The organism is Pseudorhizobium flavum (genome assembly GCF_044142885.1).
GTDB lineage: Bacteria > Pseudomonadota > Alphaproteobacteria > Rhizobiales > Rhizobiaceae > Neorhizobium > Neorhizobium flavum.
Genome location: NZ_JBIOKZ010000009.1, coordinates 138,324 through 164,212 on the forward strand (window position 1 = coordinate 138,324; position 25,889 = coordinate 164,212).

Annotated in this window: 31 protein-coding genes; 17 read left to right on the forward strand and 14 right to left on the reverse strand. The window is 64.0% G+C overall.

Going from position 1 to position 25,889, the window contains the following annotated elements; all coding sequences use genetic code 11:
- The first annotated feature begins 96 nt into the window (after positions 1–96).
- Positions 97–576 (forward strand): hypothetical protein, encoded by a 480-nt coding sequence (locus ACEPP2_RS17135; RefSeq protein ID WP_395517292.1) that lies wholly within the window; start codon positions 97–99, stop codon positions 574–576.
- Here the strand turns inward: ACEPP2_RS17135 and trhA are convergent.
- From trhA to ACEPP2_RS17150, 3 genes are all read right to left on the reverse strand, one after another.
- Positions 551–1,219: a PAQR family membrane homeostasis protein TrhA gene (gene trhA, locus ACEPP2_RS17140; protein WP_281978000.1), complete on the reverse strand. Its 669-nt coding sequence runs from the start codon at positions 1,217–1,219 to the stop codon at positions 551–553. The genes ACEPP2_RS17135 and trhA overlap by 26 nt on opposite strands.
- Positions 1,220–1,306: 87 nt before the next feature.
- Positions 1,307–1,627, reverse strand: coding sequence for a TraR/DksA family transcriptional regulator (locus ACEPP2_RS17145; RefSeq protein WP_077547697.1), 321 nt, complete (start codon positions 1,625–1,627; stop codon positions 1,307–1,309).
- Between the two features lie 38 nt (positions 1,628–1,665).
- Complete coding sequence (locus ACEPP2_RS17150) at positions 1,666–2,076, reverse strand: universal stress protein (RefSeq protein WP_142588726.1); 411 nt, start codon at positions 2,074–2,076, stop codon at positions 1,666–1,668.
- Positions 2,077–2,274: 198 nt separating this feature from the next.
- Between ACEPP2_RS17150 and ACEPP2_RS17155 the strand changes: the two genes are divergently transcribed.
- The 5 genes from ACEPP2_RS17155 to ACEPP2_RS17175 all read left to right on the forward strand — a co-directional run bounded on the left by ACEPP2_RS17155 (position 2,275) and on the right by ACEPP2_RS17175 (position 8,387).
- The gene (locus ACEPP2_RS17155) at positions 2,275–3,135 is read left to right on the forward strand and encodes a VOC family protein (RefSeq protein WP_395517293.1); all 861 of its coding nucleotides are present in this window, start codon (positions 2,275–2,277) and stop codon (positions 3,133–3,135) included.
- 56 nt (positions 3,136–3,191) lie between these two features.
- Positions 3,192–4,352, forward strand: a complete 1,161-nt coding sequence (locus ACEPP2_RS17160) for an AI-2E family transporter (RefSeq protein WP_142588724.1) — start codon at positions 3,192–3,194, stop codon at positions 4,350–4,352.
- 95 nt (positions 4,353–4,447) lie between these two features.
- Positions 4,448–6,571, forward strand: a complete 2,124-nt coding sequence (locus tag ACEPP2_RS17165) for a S9 family peptidase (RefSeq protein ID WP_395517294.1) — start codon at positions 4,448–4,450, stop codon at positions 6,569–6,571.
- Positions 6,572–6,667: 96 nt separating this feature from the next.
- Complete coding sequence (locus ACEPP2_RS17170) at positions 6,668–7,927, forward strand: DUF2254 domain-containing protein (protein ID WP_077547693.1); 1,260 nt, start codon at positions 6,668–6,670, stop codon at positions 7,925–7,927.
- A gap of 169 nt (positions 7,928–8,096) precedes the next feature.
- The gene (locus ACEPP2_RS17175) at positions 8,097–8,387 is read left to right on the forward strand and encodes a hypothetical protein (RefSeq protein ID WP_395517295.1); all 291 of its coding nucleotides are present in this window, start codon (positions 8,097–8,099) and stop codon (positions 8,385–8,387) included.
- A gap of 51 nt (positions 8,388–8,438) precedes the next feature.
- Here ACEPP2_RS17175 and ACEPP2_RS17180 read toward each other — a convergent pair whose 3' ends face one another.
- Entirely contained in the window at positions 8,439–9,191 is a 753-nt protein-coding gene (locus ACEPP2_RS17180; RefSeq protein ID WP_395517296.1) for a cation transporter, read from the reverse strand.
- An 82-nt stretch (positions 9,192–9,273) separates the two neighbouring features.
- Here ACEPP2_RS17180 and ACEPP2_RS17185 point away from each other — a divergent pair, with 82 nt between their 5' ends.
- The 5 genes from ACEPP2_RS17185 to ACEPP2_RS17205 all read left to right on the forward strand — a co-directional run bounded on the left by ACEPP2_RS17185 (position 9,274) and on the right by ACEPP2_RS17205 (position 11,545).
- Positions 9,274–9,687 (forward strand): MerR family transcriptional regulator, encoded by a 414-nt coding sequence (locus tag ACEPP2_RS17185; protein WP_395517297.1) that lies wholly within the window; start codon positions 9,274–9,276, stop codon positions 9,685–9,687.
- 31 nt (positions 9,688–9,718) lie between these two features.
- Positions 9,719–9,919, forward strand: coding sequence for a hypothetical protein (locus ACEPP2_RS17190; protein ID WP_395517298.1), 201 nt, complete (start codon positions 9,719–9,721; stop codon positions 9,917–9,919).
- Positions 9,892–10,248, forward strand: coding sequence for an HVO_A0114 family putative DNA-binding protein (locus ACEPP2_RS17195; protein WP_395517299.1), 357 nt, complete (start codon positions 9,892–9,894; stop codon positions 10,246–10,248). Before ACEPP2_RS17190 ends, ACEPP2_RS17195 begins: the two co-directional genes overlap by 28 nt.
- 222 nt (positions 10,249–10,470) lie before the next feature.
- Positions 10,471–10,959, forward strand: coding sequence for a GNAT family N-acetyltransferase (locus ACEPP2_RS17200; RefSeq protein ID WP_052637499.1), 489 nt, complete (start codon positions 10,471–10,473; stop codon positions 10,957–10,959).
- A 16-nt stretch (positions 10,960–10,975) separates the two neighbouring features.
- Complete coding sequence (locus ACEPP2_RS17205) at positions 10,976–11,545, forward strand: DJ-1/PfpI family protein (RefSeq protein ID WP_395517300.1); 570 nt, start codon at positions 10,976–10,978, stop codon at positions 11,543–11,545.
- Between the two features lie 15 nt (positions 11,546–11,560).
- On the opposite strand, the gene ACEPP2_RS17210 is transcribed toward ACEPP2_RS17205, so the two are convergent.
- From ACEPP2_RS17210 to ACEPP2_RS17220, 3 genes are all read right to left on the reverse strand, one after another.
- Positions 11,561–12,520 (reverse strand): cation diffusion facilitator family transporter, encoded by a 960-nt coding sequence (locus ACEPP2_RS17210; protein ID WP_395517301.1) that lies wholly within the window; start codon positions 12,518–12,520, stop codon positions 11,561–11,563.
- A gap of 81 nt (positions 12,521–12,601) precedes the next feature.
- Positions 12,602–15,256, reverse strand: coding sequence for a cation-transporting P-type ATPase (locus ACEPP2_RS17215; protein ID WP_395517302.1), 2,655 nt, complete (start codon positions 15,254–15,256; stop codon positions 12,602–12,604).
- A gap of 13 nt (positions 15,257–15,269) precedes the next feature.
- Positions 15,270–15,554: a helix-turn-helix domain-containing protein gene (locus ACEPP2_RS17220; protein WP_077547684.1), complete on the reverse strand. Its 285-nt coding sequence runs from the start codon at positions 15,552–15,554 to the stop codon at positions 15,270–15,272.
- Positions 15,555–15,681: 127 nt separating this feature from the next.
- Here ACEPP2_RS17220 and ACEPP2_RS17225 point away from each other — a divergent pair, with 127 nt between their 5' ends.
- Positions 15,682–16,521: a universal stress protein gene (locus ACEPP2_RS17225; RefSeq protein WP_052637491.1), complete on the forward strand. Its 840-nt coding sequence runs from the start codon at positions 15,682–15,684 to the stop codon at positions 16,519–16,521.
- 87 nt (positions 16,522–16,608) lie between these two features.
- The gene (locus ACEPP2_RS17230) at positions 16,609–17,226 is read left to right on the forward strand and encodes a hypothetical protein (RefSeq protein ID WP_142588713.1); all 618 of its coding nucleotides are present in this window, start codon (positions 16,609–16,611) and stop codon (positions 17,224–17,226) included.
- A 19-nt stretch (positions 17,227–17,245) separates the two neighbouring features.
- Here ACEPP2_RS17230 and ACEPP2_RS17235 read toward each other — a convergent pair whose 3' ends face one another.
- From ACEPP2_RS17235 to ACEPP2_RS17245, 3 genes are all read right to left on the reverse strand, one after another.
- Positions 17,246–18,163 carry a c-type cytochrome gene (locus tag ACEPP2_RS17235; protein WP_395517303.1) on the reverse strand — a complete coding sequence of 306 codons (918 nt, stop codon included), beginning with the start codon at positions 18,161–18,163 and terminating at the stop codon, positions 17,246–17,248.
- 68 nt (positions 18,164–18,231) lie between these two features.
- On the reverse strand, positions 18,232–18,675 hold the full coding sequence (locus tag ACEPP2_RS17240) for a c-type cytochrome (protein WP_077547680.1): 444 nt from the start codon (positions 18,673–18,675) through the stop codon (positions 18,232–18,234).
- 172 nt (positions 18,676–18,847) lie between these two features.
- The gene (locus tag ACEPP2_RS17245; RefSeq protein WP_395517304.1) at positions 18,848–19,288 is read right to left on the reverse strand and encodes a c-type cytochrome; all 441 of its coding nucleotides are present in this window, start codon (positions 19,286–19,288) and stop codon (positions 18,848–18,850) included.
- A 200-nt stretch (positions 19,289–19,488) separates the two neighbouring features.
- Between ACEPP2_RS17245 and ACEPP2_RS17250 the strand changes: the two genes are divergently transcribed.
- Positions 19,489–20,694, forward strand: a complete 1,206-nt coding sequence (locus ACEPP2_RS17250; RefSeq protein ID WP_395517305.1) for a glycosyltransferase family 87 protein — start codon at positions 19,489–19,491, stop codon at positions 20,692–20,694.
- On the opposite strand, the gene ACEPP2_RS17255 is transcribed toward ACEPP2_RS17250, so the two are convergent.
- Entirely contained in the window at positions 20,669–21,298 is a 630-nt protein-coding gene (locus tag ACEPP2_RS17255) for a LysE family translocator (RefSeq protein ID WP_142588709.1), read from the reverse strand. The genes ACEPP2_RS17250 and ACEPP2_RS17255 overlap by 26 nt on opposite strands.
- Positions 21,299–21,422: 124 nt before the next feature.
- On the opposite strand from ACEPP2_RS17255, the gene ACEPP2_RS17260 reads away from it, so the two are divergent.
- Positions 21,423–22,124, forward strand: a complete 702-nt coding sequence (locus tag ACEPP2_RS17260) for a helix-turn-helix transcriptional regulator (protein WP_395517324.1) — start codon at positions 21,423–21,425, stop codon at positions 22,122–22,124.
- A gap of 87 nt (positions 22,125–22,211) precedes the next feature.
- Positions 22,212–22,826, forward strand: a complete 615-nt coding sequence (locus ACEPP2_RS17265) for a DUF2799 domain-containing protein (protein WP_395517306.1) — start codon at positions 22,212–22,214, stop codon at positions 22,824–22,826.
- A gap of 58 nt (positions 22,827–22,884) precedes the next feature.
- Here ACEPP2_RS17265 and ACEPP2_RS17270 read toward each other — a convergent pair whose 3' ends face one another.
- The gene (locus ACEPP2_RS17270) at positions 22,885–23,487 is read right to left on the reverse strand and encodes a superoxide dismutase (RefSeq protein ID WP_152336929.1); all 603 of its coding nucleotides are present in this window, start codon (positions 23,485–23,487) and stop codon (positions 22,885–22,887) included.
- A gap of 295 nt (positions 23,488–23,782) precedes the next feature.
- Between ACEPP2_RS17270 and ACEPP2_RS17275 the strand changes: the two genes are divergently transcribed.
- Positions 23,783–24,526, forward strand: a complete 744-nt coding sequence (locus ACEPP2_RS17275; RefSeq protein WP_395517307.1) for a sulfite exporter TauE/SafE family protein — start codon at positions 23,783–23,785, stop codon at positions 24,524–24,526.
- 28 nt (positions 24,527–24,554) lie between these two features.
- Here the strand turns inward: ACEPP2_RS17275 and ACEPP2_RS17280 are convergent, their stop codons facing one another.
- Together ACEPP2_RS17280 and ACEPP2_RS17285 are read right to left on the reverse strand one after the other, a co-directional pair.
- On the reverse strand, positions 24,555–25,433 hold the full coding sequence (locus tag ACEPP2_RS17280) for a branched-chain amino acid aminotransferase (RefSeq protein ID WP_395517308.1): 879 nt from the start codon (positions 25,431–25,433) through the stop codon (positions 24,555–24,557).
- Between the two features lie 192 nt (positions 25,434–25,625).
- Positions 25,626–25,784, reverse strand: a complete 159-nt coding sequence (locus tag ACEPP2_RS17285) for a hypothetical protein (RefSeq protein ID WP_172972402.1) — start codon at positions 25,782–25,784, stop codon at positions 25,626–25,628.
- Between the last annotated feature and the right edge of the window lie 105 nt (positions 25,785–25,889).

The window sequence follows — 25,889 nt, forward strand, 5'->3', positions numbered from 1 at the left end:
GCTGTAGCCCCGGTAAGGTGGTCGATGACCGTCCCTATACCTGCATCGGCGGAGTGTCCATTGGGGAGAAACATCAGATCCTTACTGGCGGCAGGCATGATGCTCGTGCTTGCCAGCACCGCCGAGGCGCAGTGGCGGACCTATGAGAACGAGCGGCACGGCTATCGTCTCCACGTCCCTCCCGGTGCCGAACAGCCCGTTCTCTCCGACAGCGGGGACGGAGTGACCTATGCCGTCGAGCACGGTCAGTTGCGGGTCCATGGCACGATCCTGATGGGACGGACATTCGAGGAAGAAGCGAGAGACCGGCTCGACGCCGCGGTCGCCGATGGCTGGCGGGTGAACTACGAGAACATCCAGCCGCGCACGGCCACCTTCGACATGTCCGGGGACGGGATCATCCGTTACGTCCACGCAATCGAGATCTGCGACGGCGCCGCCGCTTTCTTCGAGTACGACTATCACCGCTGGGACGTGAAACTGCTCCGACCCATCTTCAAGCACATGGTGAAAAGCCTGCAGGCAACCGGCGCCTGTGCCGGCGACGTGGCTAGAATCCCGTACCCGACAGACTGAAGCTGGTGATCACGGCGCCGTAATGCACGGCGGAGGCAACGACCACAAAAGCGTGCCAGATGGCGTTCTGGAAACGCAGCCGCTCCCAGACGTGGAAGATGACGCCCAGCGAATAGATGATGCCGCCGGCGACGATCAGCCAGACGGTGATGGTCGGGAGGTAGCTCGAGATCGGCACTGCGACGATGACGCCGCTCCATCCCATGGCGAGGTAGAGGAGGATCGCCAACCGGTCGTATCGGCCAGGAAACAGGCATTTCAGGGTTATCCCCAGGATCGCCGTCAGCCAGATCGCGACGAGCATGAAGAGGATCAGCGGGTCATGGGTGCCACGCACGAGAAAGGGGGTATAGGTCGCCGCGATCAATATGAAGATGGCCGAATGGTCGAGACGGCGCAGTATCCACTTGGTGCGGGAATGCGGCCAGATATTGTAGGTGAACGAGATCGACAGACAGAGAAGAAGGCCCAGCCCGTAAACCCAGGCGGCTGCGATCTCGCCGAGGCTTGCCCAGAGGGTCGCGTAGAAGATCAGCGCCGTGACGCCGATCAGCGCCAGCACGATGCCAATTCCGTGGACGATACCATCGGCGACAATCTCGTGGAAATCGTATTTCCGTCCAAAGCTGAACAACTCGCTCATGCAATCCTCGCGGCACCAGTCCGACAAAAATGATCGCACAGGCGCCGCGAGGCAAGAGGCTGTTGATTCAAAAAGAATTTCAACCTGTCAAAGAGCGGCCGCGCAGGTCTTGCAGAACGGCGTATGCGGAACGACGTCGAGTCGCTCCTCGGAAATCGGGTCGCCACACTTCACGCAGGTTCCGAAGGTACCCGCCGCAATCCGGCCGAGTGCGGCATCGATCGCGGCGAGCTCCTTCTGGCCAGCTTCGCCGAGTTCTTCCAGGACCTCGTCATTGTTGCGTTCGACAGCGCGGTCGTCATCATCGGGATTGCGCGGCTGCTCGAAGTCCTCTTCGATCTTGTGCAGGCGGGTATCGAGTTCCCGCTTGCGCTCCGTCAGAATGGCCTTGTACCTGGCGATGTCCATCAATCAGTATCCTTCTCTCATTCTCATGTGATGCGGGCTCAGCGGTCCACGAGCACCGAGCACTGGGCGTGACGAACCACGCGGTCGGCCGTGGCGCCGAGGAAATAGTTGGAGAGGTCCGGACGGTGCGAGGCCAGGATGATGAGGTCGGCCTTGTGCTCTGCTGCCGCGGCCAGAAGCTCCCTCGCCGGCGCCCCCTGGCGCACTTCCAGCTCGGCATCGAGCCCGTGCCGCTTGCGAAGTTCATCCAGCTTCGCCTCCGCATCACGCCGGGCATCCAGCGAGATGCTGGCCGGCACTTCGGCGAGCACATAGCCGGGCAGGTCTTCCACCACACCGACGAGCAGGATCTTACCGCCCTCGCGACGCAGTTGCACCGCTCGCGGGACGATCCGTTCGGCTTTCTCGATGGCTGCGACGTCGACCGCGACGATGATCTTGCTGTACATGATGGGCTCCTTCGGTCCCGCGTTCATCCAGTGCTTCCCAATCTTCGACTTTTCGTCGACCCTGCATTGATCGGGATCAAGTTCGACAGAAGCATTGTCAACTTTCAATGAACGTCCTGTCCAGCATCGGCGATCTTTATTGAACGACCCTGAGCCGCCATATTGGTGCGAACAAGCCTCGCGCGCAGGAGAATTCCCATGACCGAAGGTTCGTCCTTTGCACTGACCACACCCGCCTTCGTCGACCACGTCGAACTGACGGTCGGCGATCTGTCCACCGTCTCTTCCTTCTACCAGCGAGTGATCGGCCTCTCGCCGATCGAGCAGCACGCCGGAGAGGATGTGCTGGGCGTCGGCGGCCGACCGCTGCTGACACTCACCGAAAGCCGCGACGCGGCCCCCGCGCCGCGGTCGGCGGCGGGCCTGTTCCACATCGCGTTCCTTCTGCCGACACGCGCCGACCTGGCACACTGGCTTTCCCATGCCGGCGAACAGAACGTGCGGCTCGAAGGGGCGTCCGACCACCTGGTGAGCGAGGCACTCTATCTTTCCGACCCGGAAGGCAACGGCATAGAGATCTATCGTGACCGCCGCCCGGACGAGTGGACCTACCACGACGACGGGACGGTCGAGATGGCGACGGAGCGGCTGGATCTACGGGCGCTGCTTGCGGAGACGCCCCACAAGCCGTTTGCGGGAATGGCGGATGGCACGGCGGTCGGCCATATCCACCTGCAGGTAGGAGATGTCGCGCAGGCAGAGGGCTTCTACCGCGACATTCTCGGCCTCAAGGTGATGGCGCATTATCCGGGCGCGAGCTTCATGGCAACGGGCGGCTATCATCATCATGTCGCCGTCAACATCTGGAACAGCCGCAAGGCGGAACCCAGGCAGAAAAACATAAGAGGGCTCGCCGGCTACCGGCTGCACTACAACGATGTCGCCACCTTCGAATCAACGCTTGCCAGCCTCCGGGAGAAGCAAATCCCGATGCAGCAAACGGACAAAGGCTGGGGGATCAGCGATCCGTGGAACATCGGCATCACCCTTTCGGCGTAACGTCCGGAACCGGTATTCGCGCCGCGCGTTGACGGCGCGCACCGGGGACTCGACACATGGCGACTTCAGACAGCGGCAGTGGCCGCAGGCCGATCAGGACAGCAGCAGACCTTGTGGTCGCAAAGGCCGAAAGCGCCAAGCTCGAGGACGAAGCCGATCCCACCGAATTCTCCCCACTCGGCCGCGCCGCCCTCGAGGTGGCCGCCAGCTGGGCGCTGATCGGCCTCTTCTGTCTCGCCGGTCTGGCCCTCATCTCCTACATGAAGCTCGTCCTGATCCCGATCACGCTGGCAATCGTGGTGGGCATCATCCTCGGCATGGCCGCAGAACGACTGGGGGAACTCGGCATACCGCGCTTCGGTATCGCGATCACGCTGTCGTCTGCCGTGGCCGCCGTCATGTTCCTGATCGTCTACGCGCTGGCGGAGCCGGTGGCCTTCTTCATCAACAGCGGCCCGGCCCTCGTTGAACAGACGATAGACCGGATGCTTCCCTATCTGGAGCGGATGGAATGGCTGAACATCAGCGCAGCGACCTTCGAGACGGGGCCGATGTCGATGGAAAAGCTGCTGGAAAACAGTAGCAGCGTGCTGGCGATCCTGAGCGCCAGCCTGGCTCCCGCCGTCATCCAGGCGATGATCTTCTTCGCGGCGCTGCTGCTCTTCCTCTATGGCCGCGTCAGGCTGAGGCGTACGGTCATCATGGCCTTCCCGCAGCGCAGGCAGCGGCTGATCGCCATCCGTGTCCTGAACTCGATGGAGGAGGTGCTCGGCTATTATTTCGCCACCGCCAGCATGCTCTATCTCGGCCTCGGCATATCGATGACCCTGATCGCCTATTTCGGCGGGCTGGCTGCACCGGCGATGTGGGGGATCTTCGCCTTCATCTCAAGCTTCATCCCCTATCTCGGCATTACGCTGATGACCTTTTCCGTGGCGCTCGGCGGGGTGCTGACGCATGACACGCTGATTATCGGCCTGATGCCCGCCTTCGTCTTCTTCATCGTGCACCTGATCATGGAGAACCTGATCTTCCCTGCCATCATGGGCCGCCAGTGGGAGATCAACCCCTTCCTGGTGTTCATCGCCATCATCTTCTGGACCTGGATGTGGGGCGCAGTCGGCGCCATGCTTGCCCTGCCGCTGTCGCTGATCGTCATGACGATCGCCAACGAACTGTTTCCGGAACGTCGCACGGTACCGCACCTGCCGGGGTGAGTTCGGGGCGACCCGGCAAGCTCACGCCGACGCTTGCCTCCCGGCGACCCGCCGCCTATCTGTGGCACTCCGTTTCCAAAAACCGGAGTGCTTCCTTGGCCGTCTCCCGCAAGCCCGTCTTCCAGAACCTGCCCTCCCCGCCCGCCGCTGAAAAGAAACCCGTTTCGGACACGCGCCACGGGATCGCCCGCAGCGACGACTATGCCTGGATGCGGGCCGAGAACTGGCAGGCGATGTTCAAGGATCCGAGCCTGCTCGAGCCGGAACTGCGGCGGCACCTGGAAGCGGAAAACGCCTATATGGAGGCCGCCATGGCCGACACGGTGGCGCTGCAGAAGACGCTGTTTGCCGAGATGAAGGGCCGGATCAAGGAGGATGATTCTTCCGTGCCGATGAAGGACGGCCCCTTCGCCTATGGCACCGCCTATGTGACCGGCGGCGAGCAGCCGCGCTACTTCCGCATCCCCCGCGACGCCGACCACAGGGATGAAGCGAGCCGCAAGCTGCTGCTCGACGGCGACAAGGAGGCCAGCGGCAAGGACTATTTCCGACTGGCAGGTCTCGACCACACGACCGACCACCGCTTCGGCATCTGGGGCTACGACGACAAGGGGTCGGAATATTTCACGTTGAGGATCCGCGATCTGGAAAGCGGCGAAGACCTCCCGGACGTGATCGAGAACACCGGTGGCGGCGGCGTCTGGGCGCCCGACGGCAAGAGCTTCTTCTACACGCTGCAGGACGAGAATCACCGTCCGTCCAAGGTCTTCCACCACATTGTAGGCCAGCCGCAGTCCCAAGACCGGCTGGTCTACGAGGAAAAGGACCCGGGCTTCTTCATGGGCGTCGGCGGGTCGCTGCTGGACGACTTCATCTATATCGACGTGCACGACCACGAGACTTCGGAATACCGCCTCCTCTCGACCAAGGACCTGATGGCCGAGCCGATGCTGGTGGCCGAGCGGGTCGAGGGCATCGAATATTCGATGACGGAGGGCGGCGACGTCTTCTACATCCTTACCAATGACGGCGGCGCCAAGGATTTCAAGATCATGGAAGCGCCGGTTGAGGCCCCAGGCAAGGCGAACTGGCGCGAGGTCGTGGCGCACGAGCCGGGGCGGCTGATCATCAGCCACATGGCCTTTGCCCGGCACCTCGTCTGGCTGCAGCGCAAGGACGGGCTGCCGCAGATCGTCATCCGCGACCGGCAGAATGGCGAGGAGCATGCCATCTCCTTCGCCGAGGAGGCTTATTCGCTTGGGCTGCAGGGTGCGGCGGAATACGAGACAGAGGTGATCCGCTTCTCCTATTCGTCGATGACGACGCCCTCCCAGCTCTTCGACTACAATATGTCGACGCGCGAGCGGGTGCTTCTGAAGACGCAGGAAGTGCCGTCCGGGCACAATCCTGACGACTACGTCACCCGCCGGGTGATGGCGCCTGCGCATGACGGCGAACTGGTGCCCGTCTCGCTGCTGTACCGCAAGGATACGCCGCTCGACGGTTCGGCGCCCTGCCTGCTTTACGGCTATGGCGCCTATGGGATAACGATCCCCGCGAGTTTCTCCACCAATGCATTGTCGCTCGCCGACCGCGGCTTCGTCTATGCCATCGCCCATATCCGCGGCGGCAAGGACAAGGGATTCGCCTGGTACGAAGACGGGAAGATGAAGAAGAAGGAGAACACCTTCAAGGACTTCATCGCCGCGGCTGATCATCTGGTGGAGCAGAAGTTCACGTCCTACGCGAACATCATCGCCGAGGGCGGATCGGCGGGCGGGATGCTGATGGGGGCGATCGCCAACATGGCACCGGAGAAGTTCGCCGGCATCATCGCCGCCGTTCCCTTCGTCGACGTGCTCAACACCATGCTCGACGACACGCTGCCGCTCACCCCGCCGGAATGGCCGGAATGGGGCAATCCGCTGGAGTCGGAAGAGGAATACCGATGGATCGCCGCCTACAGCCCCTATGACAATGTCGGCGCCAGGCCCTACCCGCCGATCCTGGCGCTTTCCGGCCTAACCGATCCGCGCGTCACCTACTGGGAGCCGACAAAGTGGATCGCCAGGCTGCGCGAGAAGGCGCCGGACGCGGGGCCATACCTGCTGAAGACCAACATGGCGGCCGGCCACGGCGGCAAGTCCGGCCGATTCCAGCGGCTGGAGGAGATCGCCTTCGAATATGCGTTCGCCATCAAGGTGGCCGGGAAGATGTAGGCACCGCTGCCCATCGCCCGGCTGCGCTTCACGAGGCGGGTGGAACTTCCGTACCCCTTGCCGAATTGACGTTGAAACTGAGCGGTGGGGACGGACATGATTTCGAGGCGGTGGTGGATCCTCGTGCGCTACCTGCGGCGGCTCTGGGTCCGCGCGGCAATCTATTGCCTCGTGGGTGTTGCGGTGGCCGTGGCGGCGATCCTCGCCGATCCGTACATGCCCTCCGACCTGCCGCGAAAGGTCGGTGCCGATGCAGTCGATTCCATCCTGTCGATCATCGCCTCCAGCATGCTGGCGGTGACGACCTTCTCCATGACCACCCTCGTCTCCGCCACGACCGCCGCCTCATCCAGCACCACGCCGCGCGCGACCTCCCTGCTTCTTGAGGATACGACTGCGCAGCGGGCGCTTTCCACCTTTCTCGGCAGCTTTCTCTTCTCTCTCGTCGGACTGATCGCGCTCAACACCGAGCTCTATGGAGCGGGCGGGAGGTTCATCCTTTTCATCGCGACGCTGGTCGTGGTGGTGCTGATCGTCGTCACCCTCCTGCAATGGATCGACCATCTTGCGGGCCTCGGGCGGGTCGGCGAGACGATCACCCGGGTGGAGAAAGCCGTCGCGCGGGCCTACCGGGCCCACCGGCGCACGCCCTATCTCGGCTGCGTTCCCTTGCTTCAGGACGTGCCTGACGGGGCAATCGAGATTCAGCATGACAGCGTCGGCTACCTGCAGCATCTCGATGTGAAGGCCCTTTCGGCCATTGCCGAGAAGGGTGACCTGGACATCTATGTGCGACGGCGGCCCGGCGGGCATTGCGATCCCTCCACGCCCATCGCCTCCGTCGTCCTGCACGATGCAAGTGCCACCTATGATGCGGCGCTGACGGCAGGGATCCGGGCGGCCTTCACGCTCGGCCCGCGCCGGTCCTACGACCAGGACCCACGCTTCGGGCTGATCGCCCTGTCCGAGATCGGCTCGCGCGCGCTCTCGCCCGGCATCAACGATCCCGGAACCGCGATCGACGTTCTCGCCACGCTGGTGCGGGTGCTGGTTCCGGATGGCAAGGAGGAGCGGGACCGGGAGGACCGGGATATCTCCTACCCGCACGTCCACCTTCCACAGCTGCGGGAAGACGATCTCATCGACGCAGCCTTCATGCCGATATCGCGCGACGGGGCCGGTCTGGTTGAAGTGTCCATCCGCCTGCAGAAGGCGCTGGCGGCAGTTGCCGCGGCCGCGCATCCGGAGATGCGGCCTGCCGCGCGACGGCTCGCGGCGATCGCGCAGAGACGATCGCTGGAGAAGCTGGAATTCGAACCCGATCGGGAGCGTCTTGTGGCGGAGACCGGCCTCTGAGCGCCACGCCGACTGACGAGTGCATTGCACAACCCACGGACGCAAATCAGCGCATGCTGCTATTCACGAATCTGTCAAGGGCCTGATTCGCCCCACCCGCGCTCGAGGCAAGGTTCGCGCAAGGTTCCAACGTTAACCATTTATTAACGATTGAACCTAGGGGTCTTCCATGAAGATCGAGAGTGGCCTCAGCAGCTATAACTATCAGAGCCGGTCCTCCGACGTCGAGCGCCGGTCAGAGGAATCGACACTGCGCGAGAATGAAGCGCCGACGAGATTGAGTGCTTCGACGGTCGAGAGCAGCACGCTGCTTTCCACCTCCCTCGCCAACGCGCTCTGGATCGTCGGCGATGGAAGCAAGACCGCCCGGGCCGAGCCCGAGACATCGCGCCCCTCCAGCGTTTCGCCGCGTGGCGAGGAATGGGTGGCGGAGCGTTACCGCGAGTTCGGCGAATTCTGATCTTCCTGCCTGCGGGTAGACGATAGCGGCCCGGAGGGCCGCATCGCTTCTTCATCGATGCACCTCACTGTTGGCCGTCGAATGGCTGTCACCGCAGCAAGCGGACGCGGCGCCACATGCACCTGCCTCCCTGTTCATCCCGCTTTCCGCATCATGGCTTTGACCCGCATGGGGATCGAGCGACACCGCGCCGCCTGATTGCCATTCCCGCCAGGACTGCTGCAGGATCTGGACCGAGGAGGACAGGAAGAGGCCTGCCATGATGGCGGCGACCGCGAGGTCGGGCCATGCCGTGGCCGTCCCCCAGACACCGAGTGCGGCGATCATGACGATGACATTGCCGATTGCATCGTTGCGGGAGCAGAGCCAGACCGAGCGGACATTGGCGTCGCCATCCTTGTAGTTCACCAGCAAGAGGACGCTCAGGAGATTGGCGGCAAGCGCAAGGAGGCCGATCACGCCCATGATCGGGGCCTCCGGGACGCCATTGTAGAAGAACCGCCAGATCGTCGAGCCGAAGACCCAGAGCCCCATCAGAAAGAGGCTGATTCCCTTGGCCGCAGCGGCGGTGGTGCGGACGCGGATCGAGGCGCCGATGACGGAGAGCGAGATCCCGTAGGTCACGGCATCGGCGAAGAAATCCAGCGCATCCGCCTGCAGCGCCTGCGAGCGCGCCATCTGGCCGGCCGTCATCTCGACCGCGAACATCGTTGCATTGATGGCGATGACGGCCCAGAGCCGTCGTTTGTAGTCGGGCGAAAGCCCCTCGAACGTGCCGTGGTGATGGCCGCAGGATGCACTCATGATGTCACCTTCTCTTGTTTCGATGTCGGTGACGGCATAGCTAATCCCTCTAGCTACTATAGCTTCAAGAGGAATCTCAAGAATGTTTTCGATCGGTGATCTTTCGCGGCGGACCGGGGTGAAGGTGCCGACCATCCGCTATTACGAACAGATGGGGTTGATCAGCGCCGCGCACCGGTCGGAGGGGAATCAACGGCGGTACGAGAAGACCGACCTCGAGCGCCTCGCCTTCATCCGACATGCGCGGGATCTCGGCTTCGACATTCCGGCGATCCGCGACCTGATCGCGCTCAGCCGCCACCCGGACGCGCCCTGCGCTGGTGCTGACCGCATTGCCGAGGAACACCTGGCTGCGGTGCGGGAGAAGATTGCCAAGCTCAGCAAGCTGGAACAGGAGCTGGAGCGAATCGTCTCCCACTGCAGCGGTCATTCGGTCGAGGACTGCTACGTGATCCGGGCGCTTTCCGACCACGGCATGTGCGAGGCGGAACATTGACGGGAGATCACCGTTGTAGCAAACTCCAACGATGAAGGCGAAGCTTCTGCTGCGGAAACGTCTGACCCTTACGGAGACATGCTTCGTGGATATCAGGATATGGCAGGTGCCGAAGCCGGTTCGTGGCAGCCCGCACGATGAGGTCGATTACGCTTATGTGGATTTGGAGCGACTGCAGGACGATTTCTGGAAGGACGTCGAACTATGGATGAAGGATCACACTCAGTCGTGACGCTTGGCCTTTCCTCTATCCAGGAGACCAAACGGCAGGTGGCTGCGGCCTTCGGCGGACACGCGCAGGGGACACGCATCGACTTTGTGTCCATTGATCTTCTCTGGAAGGTCCTGACGGTCAAGCGGCTGGAAATCCTACAGGCCATGGCAGGTCAAGGTGCCATGGCCGTTCGCGAGGTCGCGCGGAGGGTCGGTCGTGACATCAAAGCCGTTCATGGCGACGTCACCGCACTTGTCTCCGCCGGCATCCTAGACAGGACTGCAGCCGGGAAAGTCAGTTTTCCCTATGACGAGGTTCGCGTCGATTTTACCCTGAAGGAGGCGTAGGGCCCCCGAAGGCTGGTCGGATGATGCGGCTTGACAACCTGTCAAAACCGGCGCATCTACTTCGCCATGATCACCGCACGCGCACCCATCTCCTGCACGTATTTTTGGGCCTACCGGTAACGGGCGGCTCGACAGATCACAATGTCAACAAGCCGCCGTCAGGCGGCTTTGTTGTTTCAAGACGGCTCCTCCTGACGGCACAAATACCCAGAGGAAGCTGAAATGACCGAAGACACTGAAATCACCCTTCCCCGCCCGGCGGTCGTCACCATTCGCGCCGCCAAGCGCCATGATCTTCCCGAGGTCAACGAGATGATCGCGCTTCTCGCGGCCCATCATGGCGATGCTGCCGGAATGACGCCAGACAAGCTGGAGCGGGACCTGTTCGGCCCGATGCCGTGGATCCAGGCGCTGGTGGCCGATAGCGGCGAGGGTCTGATGGGATACGCCATCCTCGTGCCACTCTACAGGGCCGATACCGGCACCCGCGGCATGGACCTTCACCACCTTTTCGTCCGCGACGGCCAGCGCGGCAACGGCATCGGCCACCATCTCGTTTCGCGGGCCCGCGAGATTGCCCGCACTGCCGGCTGCGATTATCTTTCCGTCAGCGCCGCCACCGGTAATTTCGCCGCCCACCGCTTCTACGAGCAGTTGGACTTCCGCCCGCGCCCGGTGACCGGCATGCGCTACATGCAGGCAATCGCCTGATCCTGAGGAAACCGAGATGACCCGCATCGCCATTGCACTGACGCCGCATTTCGCAGATTGGGAATGCGCGCTGCTGATGGCGGTGGCACGCAGCTATCTCCAGGCGGATGTCGTGACCGCCTCCCCGGACGGCGACGCCATCGTTTCGATGGGCGGCATGAGGATCACGCCGGATCTTGCCTACGATGTGCTCGACCCGGCGGTCTTCGACGCGCTGGTGATCCCCGGCGGCCTCGCCTGGGAAACGGAGGAAGCTCCCGATTTCACCGCGCATGTGCAGGCATTCCACGCTGCCGGGAAGGTCGTGGCGGGCATCTGCGCGGCCGCGAGCGCGCTTGCGGCCACGGGCATCCTGAACAGTGTCGCCCATACCGGAAACTCACTCGCGTCGCACAAGCGGCAGGCGGCCTATCGCGGCGAGGCGCTCTACCGCGACCAGCCGCAGGCGGTCTCGCATGCGGGCGTCGTCACCGCGCCGGGCAGTGCGCCGGTGACGTTCACGATCGAGATCCTCAAGGCGCTCGACCTTTGGGGAGCGGAGGCGGAAGCGGAGATTGCCGCCTTCTCGCGGGAGCATCGCAGCTAGCCGCGACGACGACGGTCAGTGTTGATGGCCGTTCGAGCCATCCGTCCCCGCTGATCGCCCGGTGCGGTGGCCGATGACCTTCGCCTCGCCTGCCTCGCAGCATGACCTGCCAATGGTCAGTTCAAGCGTGGAATGGGCAATGCCGAATTCCGCGTTGGCGATCTGCTTCAGACGGTTCCTGACAGCGTCCGCCGTCTCGCCGTGGCCCTCTGCCACCACCACGTGAGCCTCCATCGCCGTCAACCGCTCGTCGATGGCGAAGACGTGGACGTGGTGGATGTCGGTCACGCCCTCTATGCCGCAGAGCCTCTCGATCAGTTGCGCCACGTCGACGTCAGGAGGCGTGCCCAGCATCAGCATGCGGATCGCCCCGCCGATTTCGGCAAACGCCTGCCAGAGAATGTAGCCGGCGATCGCGAGTGTGACGATCGGATCGACGATCTGCCAGTCATAGAGGAGGATGAGCGTGCCGGCGATGATGACGCCGACAGACCCAAGCGCATCGGCCACATTGTGGACGAAGGCGGCGCGGATGTTCATGCTCTCCTTCGACATGGTGTAGGTCAGGAGCGCCGTGACGAGGTCGACCACCAAGGCGACGGCAGCGACGGCGACCACGATCCAGCCGTCGATCGGCTCGGGGCTGATGAACCGCATCACCGCCTCGTAGACGAGGTAGAGGCCGATGACGATCAGCGTCGTGTAGTTGATGAGCGCCGCCACCACCTCCGCCCGGACGTAGCCGAAGGTCATCGTCGCGTCGGAGGGACGGCGGGCGATACGCCGCGCAAAGGCGGCGATGACCAGCGAGGCTGCATCGCTGAAATTGTGGAGGGCGTCGGCGATCAGCGACAGGCTGCCGGAGAGGATGCCACCGGCGATCTGCGCGAGAGTAAGAGCGAGGTTGACGCCGATCGCCCAGATCATCCGGCGGTCGCCGGCCTCGCTGCCGTGGTGGTGGTGATGATGGGCCATCCAGCCTCCTTCGCGGCTTTCAACAGGAACGGGGGCACCTGATTCCGACGCTACACCTCCGGCCCGGAAGTCCCAACCGCATCACAAGTCATCAGAGGCCGACACCTTGCCCGAGTTCCGCTTCATCAGACCCAGACGGATCTGCTTTTCGATCTCGGTGATGGTGAAGGAAACGGCTCCAATCGCGACGATGAGGAAGCCGTCCGCCAGCGGAACGGACTGCGTGCCGAGGATCGCCTGCAGGGGCGGCAGGTAAGTGACCGCGAACTGTGCCAGGACAACGATGACGACCACCAGCCAGACCACGGGCGTGCCGCGCACCGCAGACCATGTCAGGGAGGTGCCGTGCATGTTGCGGATGAAGAAGAGGTGGAAGATTTCCAGCACCACGAGCATGTTCATCGCCATGGTCTGGGCGAGCGGAAGCGGATAGCCACGATCGAGCGCATAGGTGAAGACACCGAAAACGGCCGCCAGGAAGAGAATGGCAACCAGTGTCACCTGCCAGACCAGAAAGCCGGACATGATCGGCATGTCGCGCGGCCGCGGCGGGCGCTCCATGGTGCCGGCTTCCGTGGGCTCGAAAGCGAGAGCAAGACCAAGCGTGACCGCCGTTATCAGGTTCACCCAGAGTATCTGGACCGCGGTGACCGGCAAGGCGAGACCTGCGAGCAGCGCGAGGATCACCGTCGCCGCCTCGCCGGCATTGGTCGGCAGCGTCCAGGTGATGACCTTTTTGAGGTTGTCATAGACGGTGCGGCCCTCGCGCACGGCCGCGGCGATAGTCGCGAAATTGTCGTCCGCCAACACCAGGTCGGCGGCTTCCTTGGCTGCTTCCGAGCCTTTCAGGCCCATGGCAATCCCCGCATCGGCACGCTTGAGAGCCGGCGCGTCGTTGACACCGTCGCCCGTCATCGCGACCGAGAGCCCGTGGGCCTGCAGCGCCGTCACCAGCCGAAGCTTGTGCTCCGGACTGGTCCGGGCAAAGATGTCGACCGACAGCACCTCAAGGGCAAGCTGGGCGTCGTCGAGCCTGTCAATATCGGCGCCGGTCAGAACGCGGCCGGAGTTCTCTAGCCCGATCTGGCGGGCAATCGCCATGGCGGTCCCGGCATGGTCGCCGGTGATCATCTTGATGCGGATACCGGCTGCACGGCATTCGGCGACGGCGGCTATGGACTCCTGCCGAGGCGGATCGATCAGGCCGACGAGGCCGAGGAAGGTGAGGCTGCCGGAAAGGCTCGCCTCGTCGACCTCGTCGGCTTCCTCCCGTCGCTCGGCAAGCGCCAGGACGCGCAGCCCGCGCAGCGCCATCGCCTCGGCACGCTCGTGCCAATGATCGTAGTCCAGCCCCGCACACATTCGAAGCACTCGCTCGGGCGCGCCCTTGACATGGGTGACGCGCCCGTCGGCGTTTTCGCTGAGAACCGCCATGTAGCGGTGGCGGCTGTCGAAGGGGATCGCATCGATCCGCCGCGCCTCGCGCGGATGGCGGACCTTGCCCGCGAAGGCCAGAAGAGCTCCCTCCATGGGATCGCCTTCGACCGTCCACTGGTCGTCCCGGAAGGTGAGCGCCGCATCGTTGCAATGGGCAGCGGCGGCCGCAAGGCGTTGGAGGTCGCCCGTTGGCGTCACTTCGCCCTCAGGGGCATAGCCTTCGCCGGAGACCTCGAATGCGCCGTCGGGTGTCTCGACGGCTGCCACCACCATCTCGTTTCGCGTGAGCGTACCGGTCTTGTCGGTGCAGATCACGGAAACCGAACCGATCGCCTCGATCGCCGGCAGACGGCGCACGATCGCGTTGCGCCGGGCCATTGCCTGCACGCCTATGGCGAGCGTGATCGTCATGACGGCAGGGAGCCCTTCAGGTATTGCGGCGACGGCAATACCGACTACGACCATGAACATTTCCGAGAATGCGTGGTGGCCCACGTAGTAGCCGTAGACGAGGAGCAGGCCAGCAACGACGAGGATCAGGAATGTGAGCCACCGCGCGAAATGATCCATCTGCTGCACGAGCGGCGTGGTGATCTCCTGCACGTCGGAGAGAAGCCCGCCGATCCGGCCGATTTCCGTCGCCCGCCCCGTGGAGACAATCACGCCCCGCGCGGTACCCTTGGTGACGAGCGTGCCGGACCACAGCATGGACCGGCGGTCGCCGAGCGCCGCATCGTCCGCGACCGGCCCCACCGCCTTGTCGACCGGAACCGATTCACCCGTCAGCACCGCTTCCTGGGCGGCAAGGCCACGTGCCTCGAGCAGGCGCATGTCGGCGGGAACCTTGTCGCCCGCCTCCAGCAGCACGACGTCGCCCGGCACGAGATCCGCGCCGTCCACCGTCACACGGCGACCGTCCCGCAGGACCGCGGCATGCGGCGCCAGCATGTTGCGGATGGCCGTCATCGCCTGCTCCGCCTTGCCTTCCTGGATGAAGCCGATCACGGCATTGGCAAGCACGACCGCAAGGATCACACCGGTATCGATCCAGTGCTGGAGGGCAGCCGTGACGACGGCTGCACCGAGGAGGACGTAGATCAGCACATTGTGGAACTGGCCGAGAAAGCGGCGCAAGGCGCTACGTCCTTCCGCCGCCGGAAGCCGGTTGGGACCGAAGACAGCCAGCCGACGCTCTGCCTCGGCCGCGGCAAGACCACCTAGCCCGGCATCCAGAGCGGCAAGGCATTCTTCCGCGGTGCGCGCATGGGCGTTCGAAAGAGTGCTTTGTTCGATCGGCATTCGTCCTTCTCCTCTATGTATTCCGTCTCGTTGGGGGCGAAGCATCAATGCTGCTTCGGTCGGGCATCGTCGAAAGCTCCGGCCCCGGACACCGCAGTTGATCCTGCGAGCTTGTCTCCCGAGGCCGCGTTTCGTGACGCCGGAGAAAATCCTCGAGATCCGCATCCGATACCCGCCACCCCTTGCCGATATCGATTGCCCGAAGATCGCCGTCCCTGATCCAATGGCGAACCGTCGCCTCGCTGACCCTCAGGCGATCAGCCACTTCCTGCACCGTCTGATATCGATCCTGTGGCATCGCATGGCACCGTTTTCTGTCCTATGGCGCAAGATAGCGACGGATCACCGAAAATGGTTGATCTGGATCAAGGGAGACCAGGCAAGCTTATGGTCACCTGTTCCGGACTTGGATGAAAGGAAGAGAGATGACCCGCGCCCGCCTCGCCTACATGCCCCTGATCACCTATCCGGACATTGCCCCCGACGATTCAGTCTCGGCAGCTGTGGCGGTTGCAGTCGCGCTGGGGCTCGAGCTTCACGCGAAGACCTTCTCAGTGGAAATCCCGCGCGCATCCTCGGCCCTGGGAGGCGTTCTCCTCGACCTGCCTGAAATGATCCGCACCACCGAGGAAAACAGCGTCGTTCAATGCCGCCGCCTGGAAGATCTTGTCAGGCAGCAAGCTGGCACAGCCGTGAAGGCGGAATGCACCACCCGAAAGCTGGCAGCAGGCCTCACCCTCGACGCCGCCGCCATCCAGGCGCGATACTATGACCTTTCCCTGCTTCCCTGGGCGAAGGACAAGCTGACGATCCAGGACCTTGCCCAGGCGGTCGTCTTCGGGTCCGGCCGCCCGGCGATCCTCGTGCCTCCGTCGGCGATCCCCGAGAAGATCAACCATGTCGCTATTGCGTGGGATGGGACGCGCGTTGCCGCCCGGGCGCTCGCGGATGCCATGCCGCTGCTGACCGATGACGCGCGCCTCACCGTGCTCACGATCCAGGATGAGAAACAGCTGGAGCGCGGGGACATCGCACCGGCCCTTGCCTCGTCGCTGCAGTTGCGCGGCCTCGACGCCCAGGCGAAAAGCGTCCCGCTGGATGGCCGACCGATCGCGGAAGCCCTTCAGGCTTCTGCAGCCGAGGCCGGCGCAGACCTTCTTGTCATGGGCGGCTTCGGGCATTCGCGTATTCGTGACTTCATCCTCGGCGGCGCTACCAAGGGAGTCTTCCGGGACCTGCGCATGCCGGTCCTGCTCTCCCACTAGGGCAAAGAGCCATCAGCAGGCAGAAGAGAATCGCTGGTGGTTGAACCTTGCCGTGTGCTACTCCCTCCACCGAGGGAGTTTCCGCGAATGCTCGTGCTGCGTCGCCTGCTGTTGTCCATGATGCTGCTGTCCGTTCCGGTATCGGAGACCGCGGCCCACAGTCTGCGTGCGCCACGCGACACATCGGGCATATCGATCCCGTCGCTCAGCCACGGCCAGATGGAGGTGGTGGCGAGGCACAGGGAGGAGATCCACGCGCTCGCCTCCTGGGTTGCGGTGAAGGATGCAGAGATCCGTAAACTGCTGGCGTTCAGCCGCACGCAGTTTGCCCGGTGCCTATGGGGCCTGATGCCGTTCAGCATCCAGGACGAGGCAAGCCCGATGAACGAGTGCAGCCACGCCTATCTGGCCGCCGATCGCGCCATGCTGGTGCGCATGCGCGACCTGCCCTTTTGGCAGGATCGCTCCAGGTCACTGTTCGACGCGGTTGACATTGAAATGGTCGAGGAAGGGTCGTCGCTGGTGCTCTGCATCTTCAGCGCAACCGACTTCAACACGGCCTCGCCGGTCGGGCCCGACTGGCACGACTTCATCGAGCACCGGCCGAGCCTCATCGTCATCCTCCTCGCCAGCGGGACAGTGATGGCGCTGCTAACGCTGGGAACGAGAATGCTCTTTCGGCGCCCGCGGTTGATGCCCGCGTAGGCTTTTCCGCCGAACCTGACTACTGCCGGGCCGGGACGGCCTTCAAGTAAGCGGCGATCGCCTCCAGATCCTCCTGCGGCAGGTGGGACAGGTTCTTCTGCACCTCCACCATGGAACCGCCGACCGAATCGTAGTCAGGCGTGAAGCCGGTCTGGAAGTAGCTGACGAGATCGGCCTCGCTCCAGGAGCCGACCGATTGCGAACCGGGCGTGATGTTGGGGATACGGCCCTCACCTTCGGGATTGGGACCGCCACCCAGCCATTGGGCCGTCTGGAGACCACCCAAGGCATTGCGGGGTGTATGGCATTCGCCGCAATGGCCAGGTCCTTCGACGAGGAACTGGCCCCGCTGCAGCTTTCGGTCGGCGGAGGCAAGCTCGATACGCGGGCCGTCATCGAAGAAGAGGAACTTCCAGCCGCCGAGCGCAAGGCGCATGTTGAAGGGGAAGGAAAGGTCGTGCGGCGGCGCGACATTGCTGCTGGCCGGCAGCGTCTTCATGAAACCGAAGAGATCGTTGACGTCCTGCGGGCTCATGCGCGCATAGGAGGTATAGGGAAACGACGGATAGAGGTGCTCCCCTTCCCGGCCGACGCCCCGCAGCATAGCGTTTCCGAACTCCGCCAGGCTCCAGCTGCCGATGCCGGCCTGCGGATCGGGCGAGATGTTCGGTACGTGGAAGGTACCGAAGGGACTTGTGAGCGCCAGGCCTCCGGACATGATCCTGACGTCGTCGCCCGTCGCGCCCTTGGCTGCATGACAGCCGGTGCAGCCGCCTGCCCAGAACAGCATCTCGCCGCGGGCGAGATCGGGCTCCCCGAGATTGGCCCAGGTCTGATCCGGAAGCGGATCCGGCTTCGTCAGGAACCAGGCGACCGCGGCGCCGACCACAACCACCGCCGCTCCGGCGCCCAGCACCCGTCTCCACCGCAAGGCCATTCGCATTCTCTCCGATCAATTTGGCCGGTGCCGGCGGCACGAACCCACCGCCGGCACCGGTTCACTCACTACTGCTTCTTTGCCCGGAATGTCTCGTGACAGTCCGAGCAAATGGCCCCGAGATTCCGCATGGCCGCACCAACGGCTGCCTGGTCCGCCGGCAGGGAGGCGAGCTGCGCCTGCGCTTCCGCGTGAAGCTTCTCGGCACTGGCCCGGAATTCCTCCGGCTGCTCCCAGATCGACGGCAGCGCCTCCGTCTCATGGCCGCTCTCCGTTCCCGGCGGGAACTGGTCCGGGAAGGCCTGGATGTTCGTGCTGATCACCGTCAGCGACTGCTCGACCACCGCCGCGTCGTAGGGTTTCTCGCCCTTGGCGATCGCCCCCATGGCACCGACCGACTGGCCGATCTCCTTCATCAGTTCCTGCCGCACGACCTGCGGCTCCTCCTGGGCAAGGGCTGGAGAAAGACCGAGACAGACGGCAGCGGCAATAAGACAGGACCTCGACAGCATTCGCATACTCCTCCCGAAGTGCCGGCACCGCCGGCTGTTGACGACGGGCACGATGCTCCTTGCGGCGAAAGGGGAAAAGTAACAAGGCGGTGATGGGTTACCGCTTGGGGAGCGGGCGCGAGAAACCCACAGAGAGGGAGGCGGCAGGCCCGCCGCCTCCGCCGCGCCAGCGTCAGCGCTTGACGCGATAGATTTCGTGGCAGTCGCCGCAGGTGGCGCCCAGCGTCTTCATGGCCGCACCGACGCCGGCCTGATCGGCGGGAACAGAGGCGAGAAGCGTGTCGGCTGCAGCGCCAAGCTTTTCCGCCTTGGCGGCGAAGTCTGCCATATTTTCCCATATTACCGGAGCGGCCTCGGTTTCGGCACCCGTCTCCGTACCGGCCGGGAACTGGTCCGGGAATGCCTTGGCATTCGTGCTGATGCCCTCAAGCGCGGTCTGCACAACGGCTGCGTCATAGGGCTTCTCGCCCTTGGCGATCGCACCGAGCGCGCCCATCGACTGGCCGATCGCCTTCATCTGCTCCTGCCGCACGACCTGCGGTTCCTGGGCAACGGCAACGGACATACCGAGACAGCCGATTGCAACGGCGAGAGCGAGGGACTCGAGGCGCATGCAGTGATCTCCTTGTTACGCCGCGGCGCGGCGTTGATGATGCGCCGCAACATGGCCGCTTCGGCGGCTGGAACAAAGTAACAAGCCAGTGATTTCACCGGGAAAAATGCAATGACAATCTTGGCCGAGCCTATCCGCTCCCTTGCAGCGTTTTGTTCACCGGTGAATGGCATCCTGCGGGGCGAACGGGGATCGATGCCATGACCGGAAAGGCTTGGGCCGGACAGCGCGCCGATGTGGAGCTGCGCCTCTTCGCTTGCTTGGCGACCTGCGCGATCGGCCTCCTGTTCTGGCTCTACGGCAGCGGCCAGGACCTCTCCTCGCTCTTCTGGACCAACCGCGATTTCGCCAATTACTGGATCGCGTCCAAGCTTGCGATGGAGGGGCACGTCCTCGACCTCTTCAGCGGCCAGGACATCTATTTTGCCCGGATGCAGGAGGTCTTTGGCCAGGATTATCCCTGGCACAACTGGAGCTATCCGCCCCATTACCTGCTGCTGGTCCTGCCCTTCGGCCTTCTTCCCTATGTTGCGAGCGGGATCGTCTTCCAGTTGGCGACGCTGGCGCTGTTCCTGCATGTCGCAAGCCTCGCCCGGGCGCCCGAAGCGCGCGGCTACTGGCTCCTGCTGTTGCCGTTCATCGTCTGCAACCTGCATCTGTCGCAGAATGGTTTCCTGACCGCCGCGCTGATGCTCTACGGCCTGTCGCTGCGGTTTCGCCGACCGGTTCTCGCGGGAGTGGCGATCGGGCTCCTGACGATCAAGCCGCAGCTCGGCCTGCTTTTGCCGATCCTGCTGCTCCTGGAACGCCGCTGGCAGACGATCGCCGCGGCGGCCGTGTCGGCGACGCTCGCCATCGCCGTGTCGGCTCTCCTGTTCGGTGTGGATGCCTGGACCGGATATATCGCCCATAACCTGCCCTACCAGACGATCGTCATGACCGATTTCGGCGGCTTCTTCCTGCATCTCATGCCTTCAGTCTACGGTGCGGCCCGCAGCCTCGACCTCGATGCCGCGACTGCGATGGCGCTTCATCTTCCCTTGGCCGGCCTTGCCTTCGCGACATTTCTCTACCTCGCCTGGCGACTGGAGACACCGGAGGCGCGCAGTCTCTCCCTGCTGTTCGCGACCTTCTGCATCGCGCCCTATTCGCTGCTCTACGATCTTGGCGCGCTCTGCGTTCTGGCTGCAGCCGAGAATGCGCGGGAACGGATGCTTCCGCAGGGACAAGGCCGAAGGTGGCGCATGCTCATGCTGGCCGCAGTCTGCCTCTTGCCCGTCCTTGCCCTTCCCTTCTCGCTGGCCGGCCTGCCGATCGCCCCGGCTGTGCTGCTGCTCGGATGGGCTGCCGCCGTGGTGCCCCTGCCCGAGAGGAAGGCGGTCAACGCAGCCCCTCCGCGAGGGTGACCAGGGATACGGCGACGAGAAGGATGCCGGCGCCGCGGCCGATCCAGATCGTGGCCGTGGCGTTCCCGACGATCGCCTGCCGCGCCCTGCCCGCCGCCAGCGCCAGGCCGCCATAGACGGCAAGCTGGGTTGCGGCTGTCATCAGCCCCATGACCAGCGCCTGCGGCAGGAGCGGACCGAACTCCGGCCGCAGGAACTGCGGGTAGATCGCGAGCATGAAGAGATAGGCCTTCGGGTTCATCAGGCAGGTGATGGCGCCGCGGCGGAAGGCCTGGGCGTGGCTTGCTGCCTGCGCCGGACCGACGCCGTCGATCACGATCGAGCTGCGCATCAGCGTGTAGCCGATCCAGGCCATGTAGAGCGAACCCGCTATCAGGAGCGGCGTGAACAGGACCGGAATGAAGCTTGCCAGCAAACCAACGCCAAGCGCTCCGTAGAGCGAGTGCACGGCGCCGCCCGCCATGATGCCCGCGGTCGCGGCCATGCCGGCGGGGCGGCCACGGGAGAGCGAATTGGCTAGCACGAAGATCATGTCCATGCCCGGAACGATGATGATGCCGAACAGCAGGGTGAAGAAAAGCCAGAGGTTCTCGCCATAGGTCATGTCAGTTGCCCATCTCGGCCGCATTGCCCTCGAGGGTCGAGCGGCTTGTTTTTCCATTGGATCTGGGGCGGTATACGGCATGGCAACTGACAGCGTACTGTCAGTTGCCATGTGGGAGGAAGAGATGCGCAAGGCCTCGCGGCTGTTCGAGATCATCCAGATCCTGAGGCTTGCCCGCCAGCCGGTGACGGCGGCACAGATCGCTGCACAGCTGGAGGTGACGCCGCGATCCATCTATCGCGACATCGCGGAACTGCAGGCGATGCGGGTGCCGGTCGAGGGTGGGCGCGGCATCGGCTACATCCTGAGGCCGGGCTTCACGCTGCCGCCGCTGATGCTGACGGTAGAGGAGACGGAGGCGATCGTGCTGTCGCTGGCGCTCCTGGAGCGGACGGGAGACACGGGGCTGAGGCAGGCTGCCAAGCAGGTAAACCGCAAGATCGCCGCCGCCGTGCCGCCACCGCTTGCCGCGACCTTCAGCGCCAATGCCCTGCATGCCTGGGGCAGCGTCGCGCCTGCGCCGGAGGCTGTCGACCTTGCCATGGTACGCCGGGCGATCCGCGACGAGCAGACGCTGCAGCTCGACTACCGGGACGAATTCGGCCGGCTGACCGAGCGGACGATCCGGCCTATCGCACTCATCTACTATTCGCAGACGGCCAACATCGTCGCCTGGTGCGACTTGCGGCAGGCGATCCGCAACTTCCGCGCCGACCGCGTGGAGCATTGCGACGCCGGGCAGCAGTTTTTCCGCGGCGAAGGCGACGGCTTGCGCAGGCTCTGGATGGATGGCTGGCAAAGTAACGCCAAGGCTGGTCAAGTCTAACCGAGATTCCTTCGGCGTGGAGCACTGGAAGCGCAAGCAAATCTATGCTTATTGACCGGCGGGGACTTTCATACCGGGGAATTTCAAATGCGTTACCTGCCGATAATGGGCATGGCGGCCGTGCTGCTGTCGCTTGCCTCCTGCAATACCATGTCGAAGGAAGAGTGCCGCGTGGCGGACTGGGCGGTTGTCGGCGATACCGACGGCGCGGCCGGACACGATCCGCAGACCCGCTTTGCCGATCACGTGCGCTCCTGCTCCAAGAGCGGCGCCGTGCCAGACCAGACGCGCTGGTACGAAGGCTATCAAGCAGGCATCAAGCGTTACTGCACGCCGCTGAATGGCGCCTCGACGGGAGAGGCCGGGCGGGCCTACCACAATGTCTGCCCGCCGGAACTGGCCACCGACTTCATGCGCGGCTACAGCCTCGGCAAGCGCGTGCACGACCTGCGCTCGCGGATCAATTCGCTGAACTCCAGCGTCAACTCCAAGGAATATGAGGCCGACAAGCTGCATGATGATATGAAGAAGGCGGCGGACAAGGATCGCCGCGCCATACGCGACAGGATCGACGACCTGGAGCGCGACCGGCGCCGTGCGCGCCGCGAGGCGGACGACCTGGGCTATGAGCTGAGCGAGGCCGAGCGGGACCTCGCCTTCTTCCGCCAGAACCCGATGGCGCAGTTTTCGCCGGGCTTGTGACCATGAGAAAGGGCTCCGGCGGTCACCGGAGCCCTTTCTCGTTCTGCCTGAACAGGACTTACTTCGTGGCGGCTTCGTAGCGCTCGAGCACGTAGTCCCAGTTGATCAGGTTGTCGACGAAAGCTTCGAGATACTTCGGGCGGGCGTTGCGGTAGTCGATGTAGTAGGAGTGCTCCCAGACATCGACGCCGAGGATCGGGTCAGCGCCATGAACCAGCGGGTTTTCGCCGTTCGGGGTCTTGGAGATTTCCAGCTTGCCGTTCTTCACCGAAAGCCATGCCCAACCCGAGCCGAACTGGGTGGTGCCGGCTGCAACGAAATCCGACTTGAACTTGTCGTAGCCGCCGAGATCGCTGTCGATCGCGGCTTGCAGCTTGCCCGGCAGCTTGGTGCCGCCGCCATCCTTCTTCATCCAGTTCCAGAAGTGGATGTGGTTATAGTGCTGGCCGGCATTGTTGAAGAGCGTCTGGTGCGTGCCGTAGGACTTGCGGATCACATCCTCGACGGGAAGATCTCCCATGCCTGCCTCGGAGGCCAGCTTGTTGCCGGTGTCCACATAGGCCTTGTGGTGCTTGTCGTGGTGGTATTCCAGCGTCTCCGCCGACATGTAGGGCGCCAGCGCGTCGTAGGCGTAGGGGAGTTCGGGAAGTACAAAGGCCATGATCTTACTCCTTTTCGGCAAAATACCGTGAACAGCGTCGAGCCGGAACATAGGTTCCAAGCGGACGGGTGGCAACGGGCCGCTTGCCAAAAATCGGGCCGCCAGAGGCAAGTCATGCTGCAACCGGCGCGAAGGAAGAAAAGTCGGCGGACTGCGGCCGGTTCGGGCTCCGCACTATCACCGCCAGCGGCGGATCACGACGAGATGGCGCTTGCGTGAATGATGCCGGTGGGCGCTTGCGAAACGGCGCTGCATTGCGGCATGTTGCGGCACGCGCCCCTTTCGTGGAGATGGCATGCCCGACGTCCTGAGCACCGATCTCCTTCTCTTCATCGCCGTCGGCTTCGTCGCGCAGATCATCGACGGAGCGCTGGGCCTCGCCTTCGGCGTCCTCACCACGACGCTCCTGCTGTCGCTCGGGGTGCCACCCGCCATCGCCAGCGCCATGGTGCATGTGACGGAATGCTTCACCACGGCCGCCTCCGGCCTCTCACACGCCTATCATCGCAACGTCGACTGGCGGCTGGTGGCGCGGCTGGCGCCCGCCGGCATGCTGGGCGGGGCGATCGGCGCCTATGTGCTCTCCAATATCGACGGCTCGGTAATCGCGCCCTTCATCTCGCTCTACCTGATCGGGATCGGCTGCTTCATCCTGTTCCGCGCCTTCCGGCCAAAATGGCCGCGCGACGTGCGAGACTGGATCGTCCCCTATGTCGGCGGGGTCGGGGGGCTGCTCGACGCCATGGGCGGCGGCGGATGGGGGCCGATCGTGACGAGTACGCTGCTCGGCCGCGGCCATGACCTGAAGAAGGTGATCGGCTCCACTAACCTCACCGAGTTTGCCGTGACGACGGTGATCTCCGCCACCTTCATCCTCGCGCTCGGCTGGTCGGAGCTTTCCGCTGCGATCGGCCTCATCATCGGCGGCGTGCTCGCCGCCCCCTTCGGCGCGCTCGTCCTCAAGCGCCTGCCGGTAAAGCCGCTGATGATCGCCGTCTCGCTGATCATCATTGGCACCGCCGCCGCCCGGCTGCTCTAGGCCGCGCGGCGGAACCGTCAGGGCAGCCTCAGGCGGCGGTGGAGCGGGCCCAGTCCATGTAGAGGTCGAGCGCCTTGCGGGCGACGGGGCCTTCCTGGAGGTCGCGGTCGTCGAGCTTCGTCACCGGCACGATCTTGGAATAGTTGCCGGAGGTGAAGATCTCGTCGGCATTGCGGAAATCCTCGACCGTCAGGGTCACCTCGCGGACGTCATGGCCCGCCTCGCGCAGGAGGCCGATCACACGGGCACGGGTGATGCCGGAGAGGAAGGTGCCGTTGGCAACGGGCGTCATCACCACGCCGTCCTTGACCATGAAGATGTTGGAGGAGGCCGTTTCGGCGACATTGCCGTTCATGTCGCGGGCCAGTGCATTGTCGAAGCCGCGCGAGCGGGCCTCGATGATCATGCGGCCGCTGTTGGGATAGAGGCTGCCGGTCTTGGCGGCCGTCATCGCCACTTCCGGGTTGGGGCGGCGATAGGGAGAGACGGTGAGCGAGGACGGCTTTGCCGCGTGCATTGGCGCCTCGAAGAGGCAGAGCGCGAAGCGGGTCGATTCCGGGTCGGGCGCCACGACGCTGAAGGACGTGCCGTGCTCGGCCCAGTACATGGGCTTGATGTAGATCGCTGTCTTGCCGTCAAACTTCTTCACGCCTTCCAGCGCCAGCCGCTCGATCTCGCCCGCTTCCATGGTAGGCTTCAGGCCCATGTTGGTGGCGGAGCGGTTGACGCGCTGGCAGTGCAGGTCGAGGTCGGGCGACAGGCCGTCGAACCAGCGCGCGCCGTCAAACACCGTGGAGCCGAGCCACATCGCATGGGAGGTCGGGCCGATGAGCGGTGGATTGCCCTCCAGCCATTCGCCTTCGACATAGGTCCAGGTTGCTGTGCGGGGTGCGGTATTCACGGGCATCGTCGTCTCCTTGCGTTCGGCGGGAATGAAGGCCCCGACAACCGGCGAGGTCAAGACAAATGTTGTCGCGCGCGCGCCTCTTCAGTCGCCCAAGCTTCAAGACGCAGCATTGATTTCGTTCGACCTTTTTCGGAATCCAGCAGGATGCGGAATGGGTCGATCACAAAATATCATGCGAAGGGGCGACGGCCGTCAGGAGCGGCTGGGCGGCGGAAGCAGGGGATTGCGATCCGGCCGAACGGCTTCGATCGGACTGTCCTGCATGCGCACGGATCCGAACCGGTCAAGAAGCACGATGCTCAGGATGCAGCCGAGCAAGAAGAGCATGAAGAACAGGAAGGGCAGACGCATGGGAAACTCCGGGACGGAACGCAAGACATATCCACAGACCCATCTCTCGGAGACGGGGCTCTACAGAAACGCCAGGAATGCGACCTGCTCAAGGCAGCACCGGAA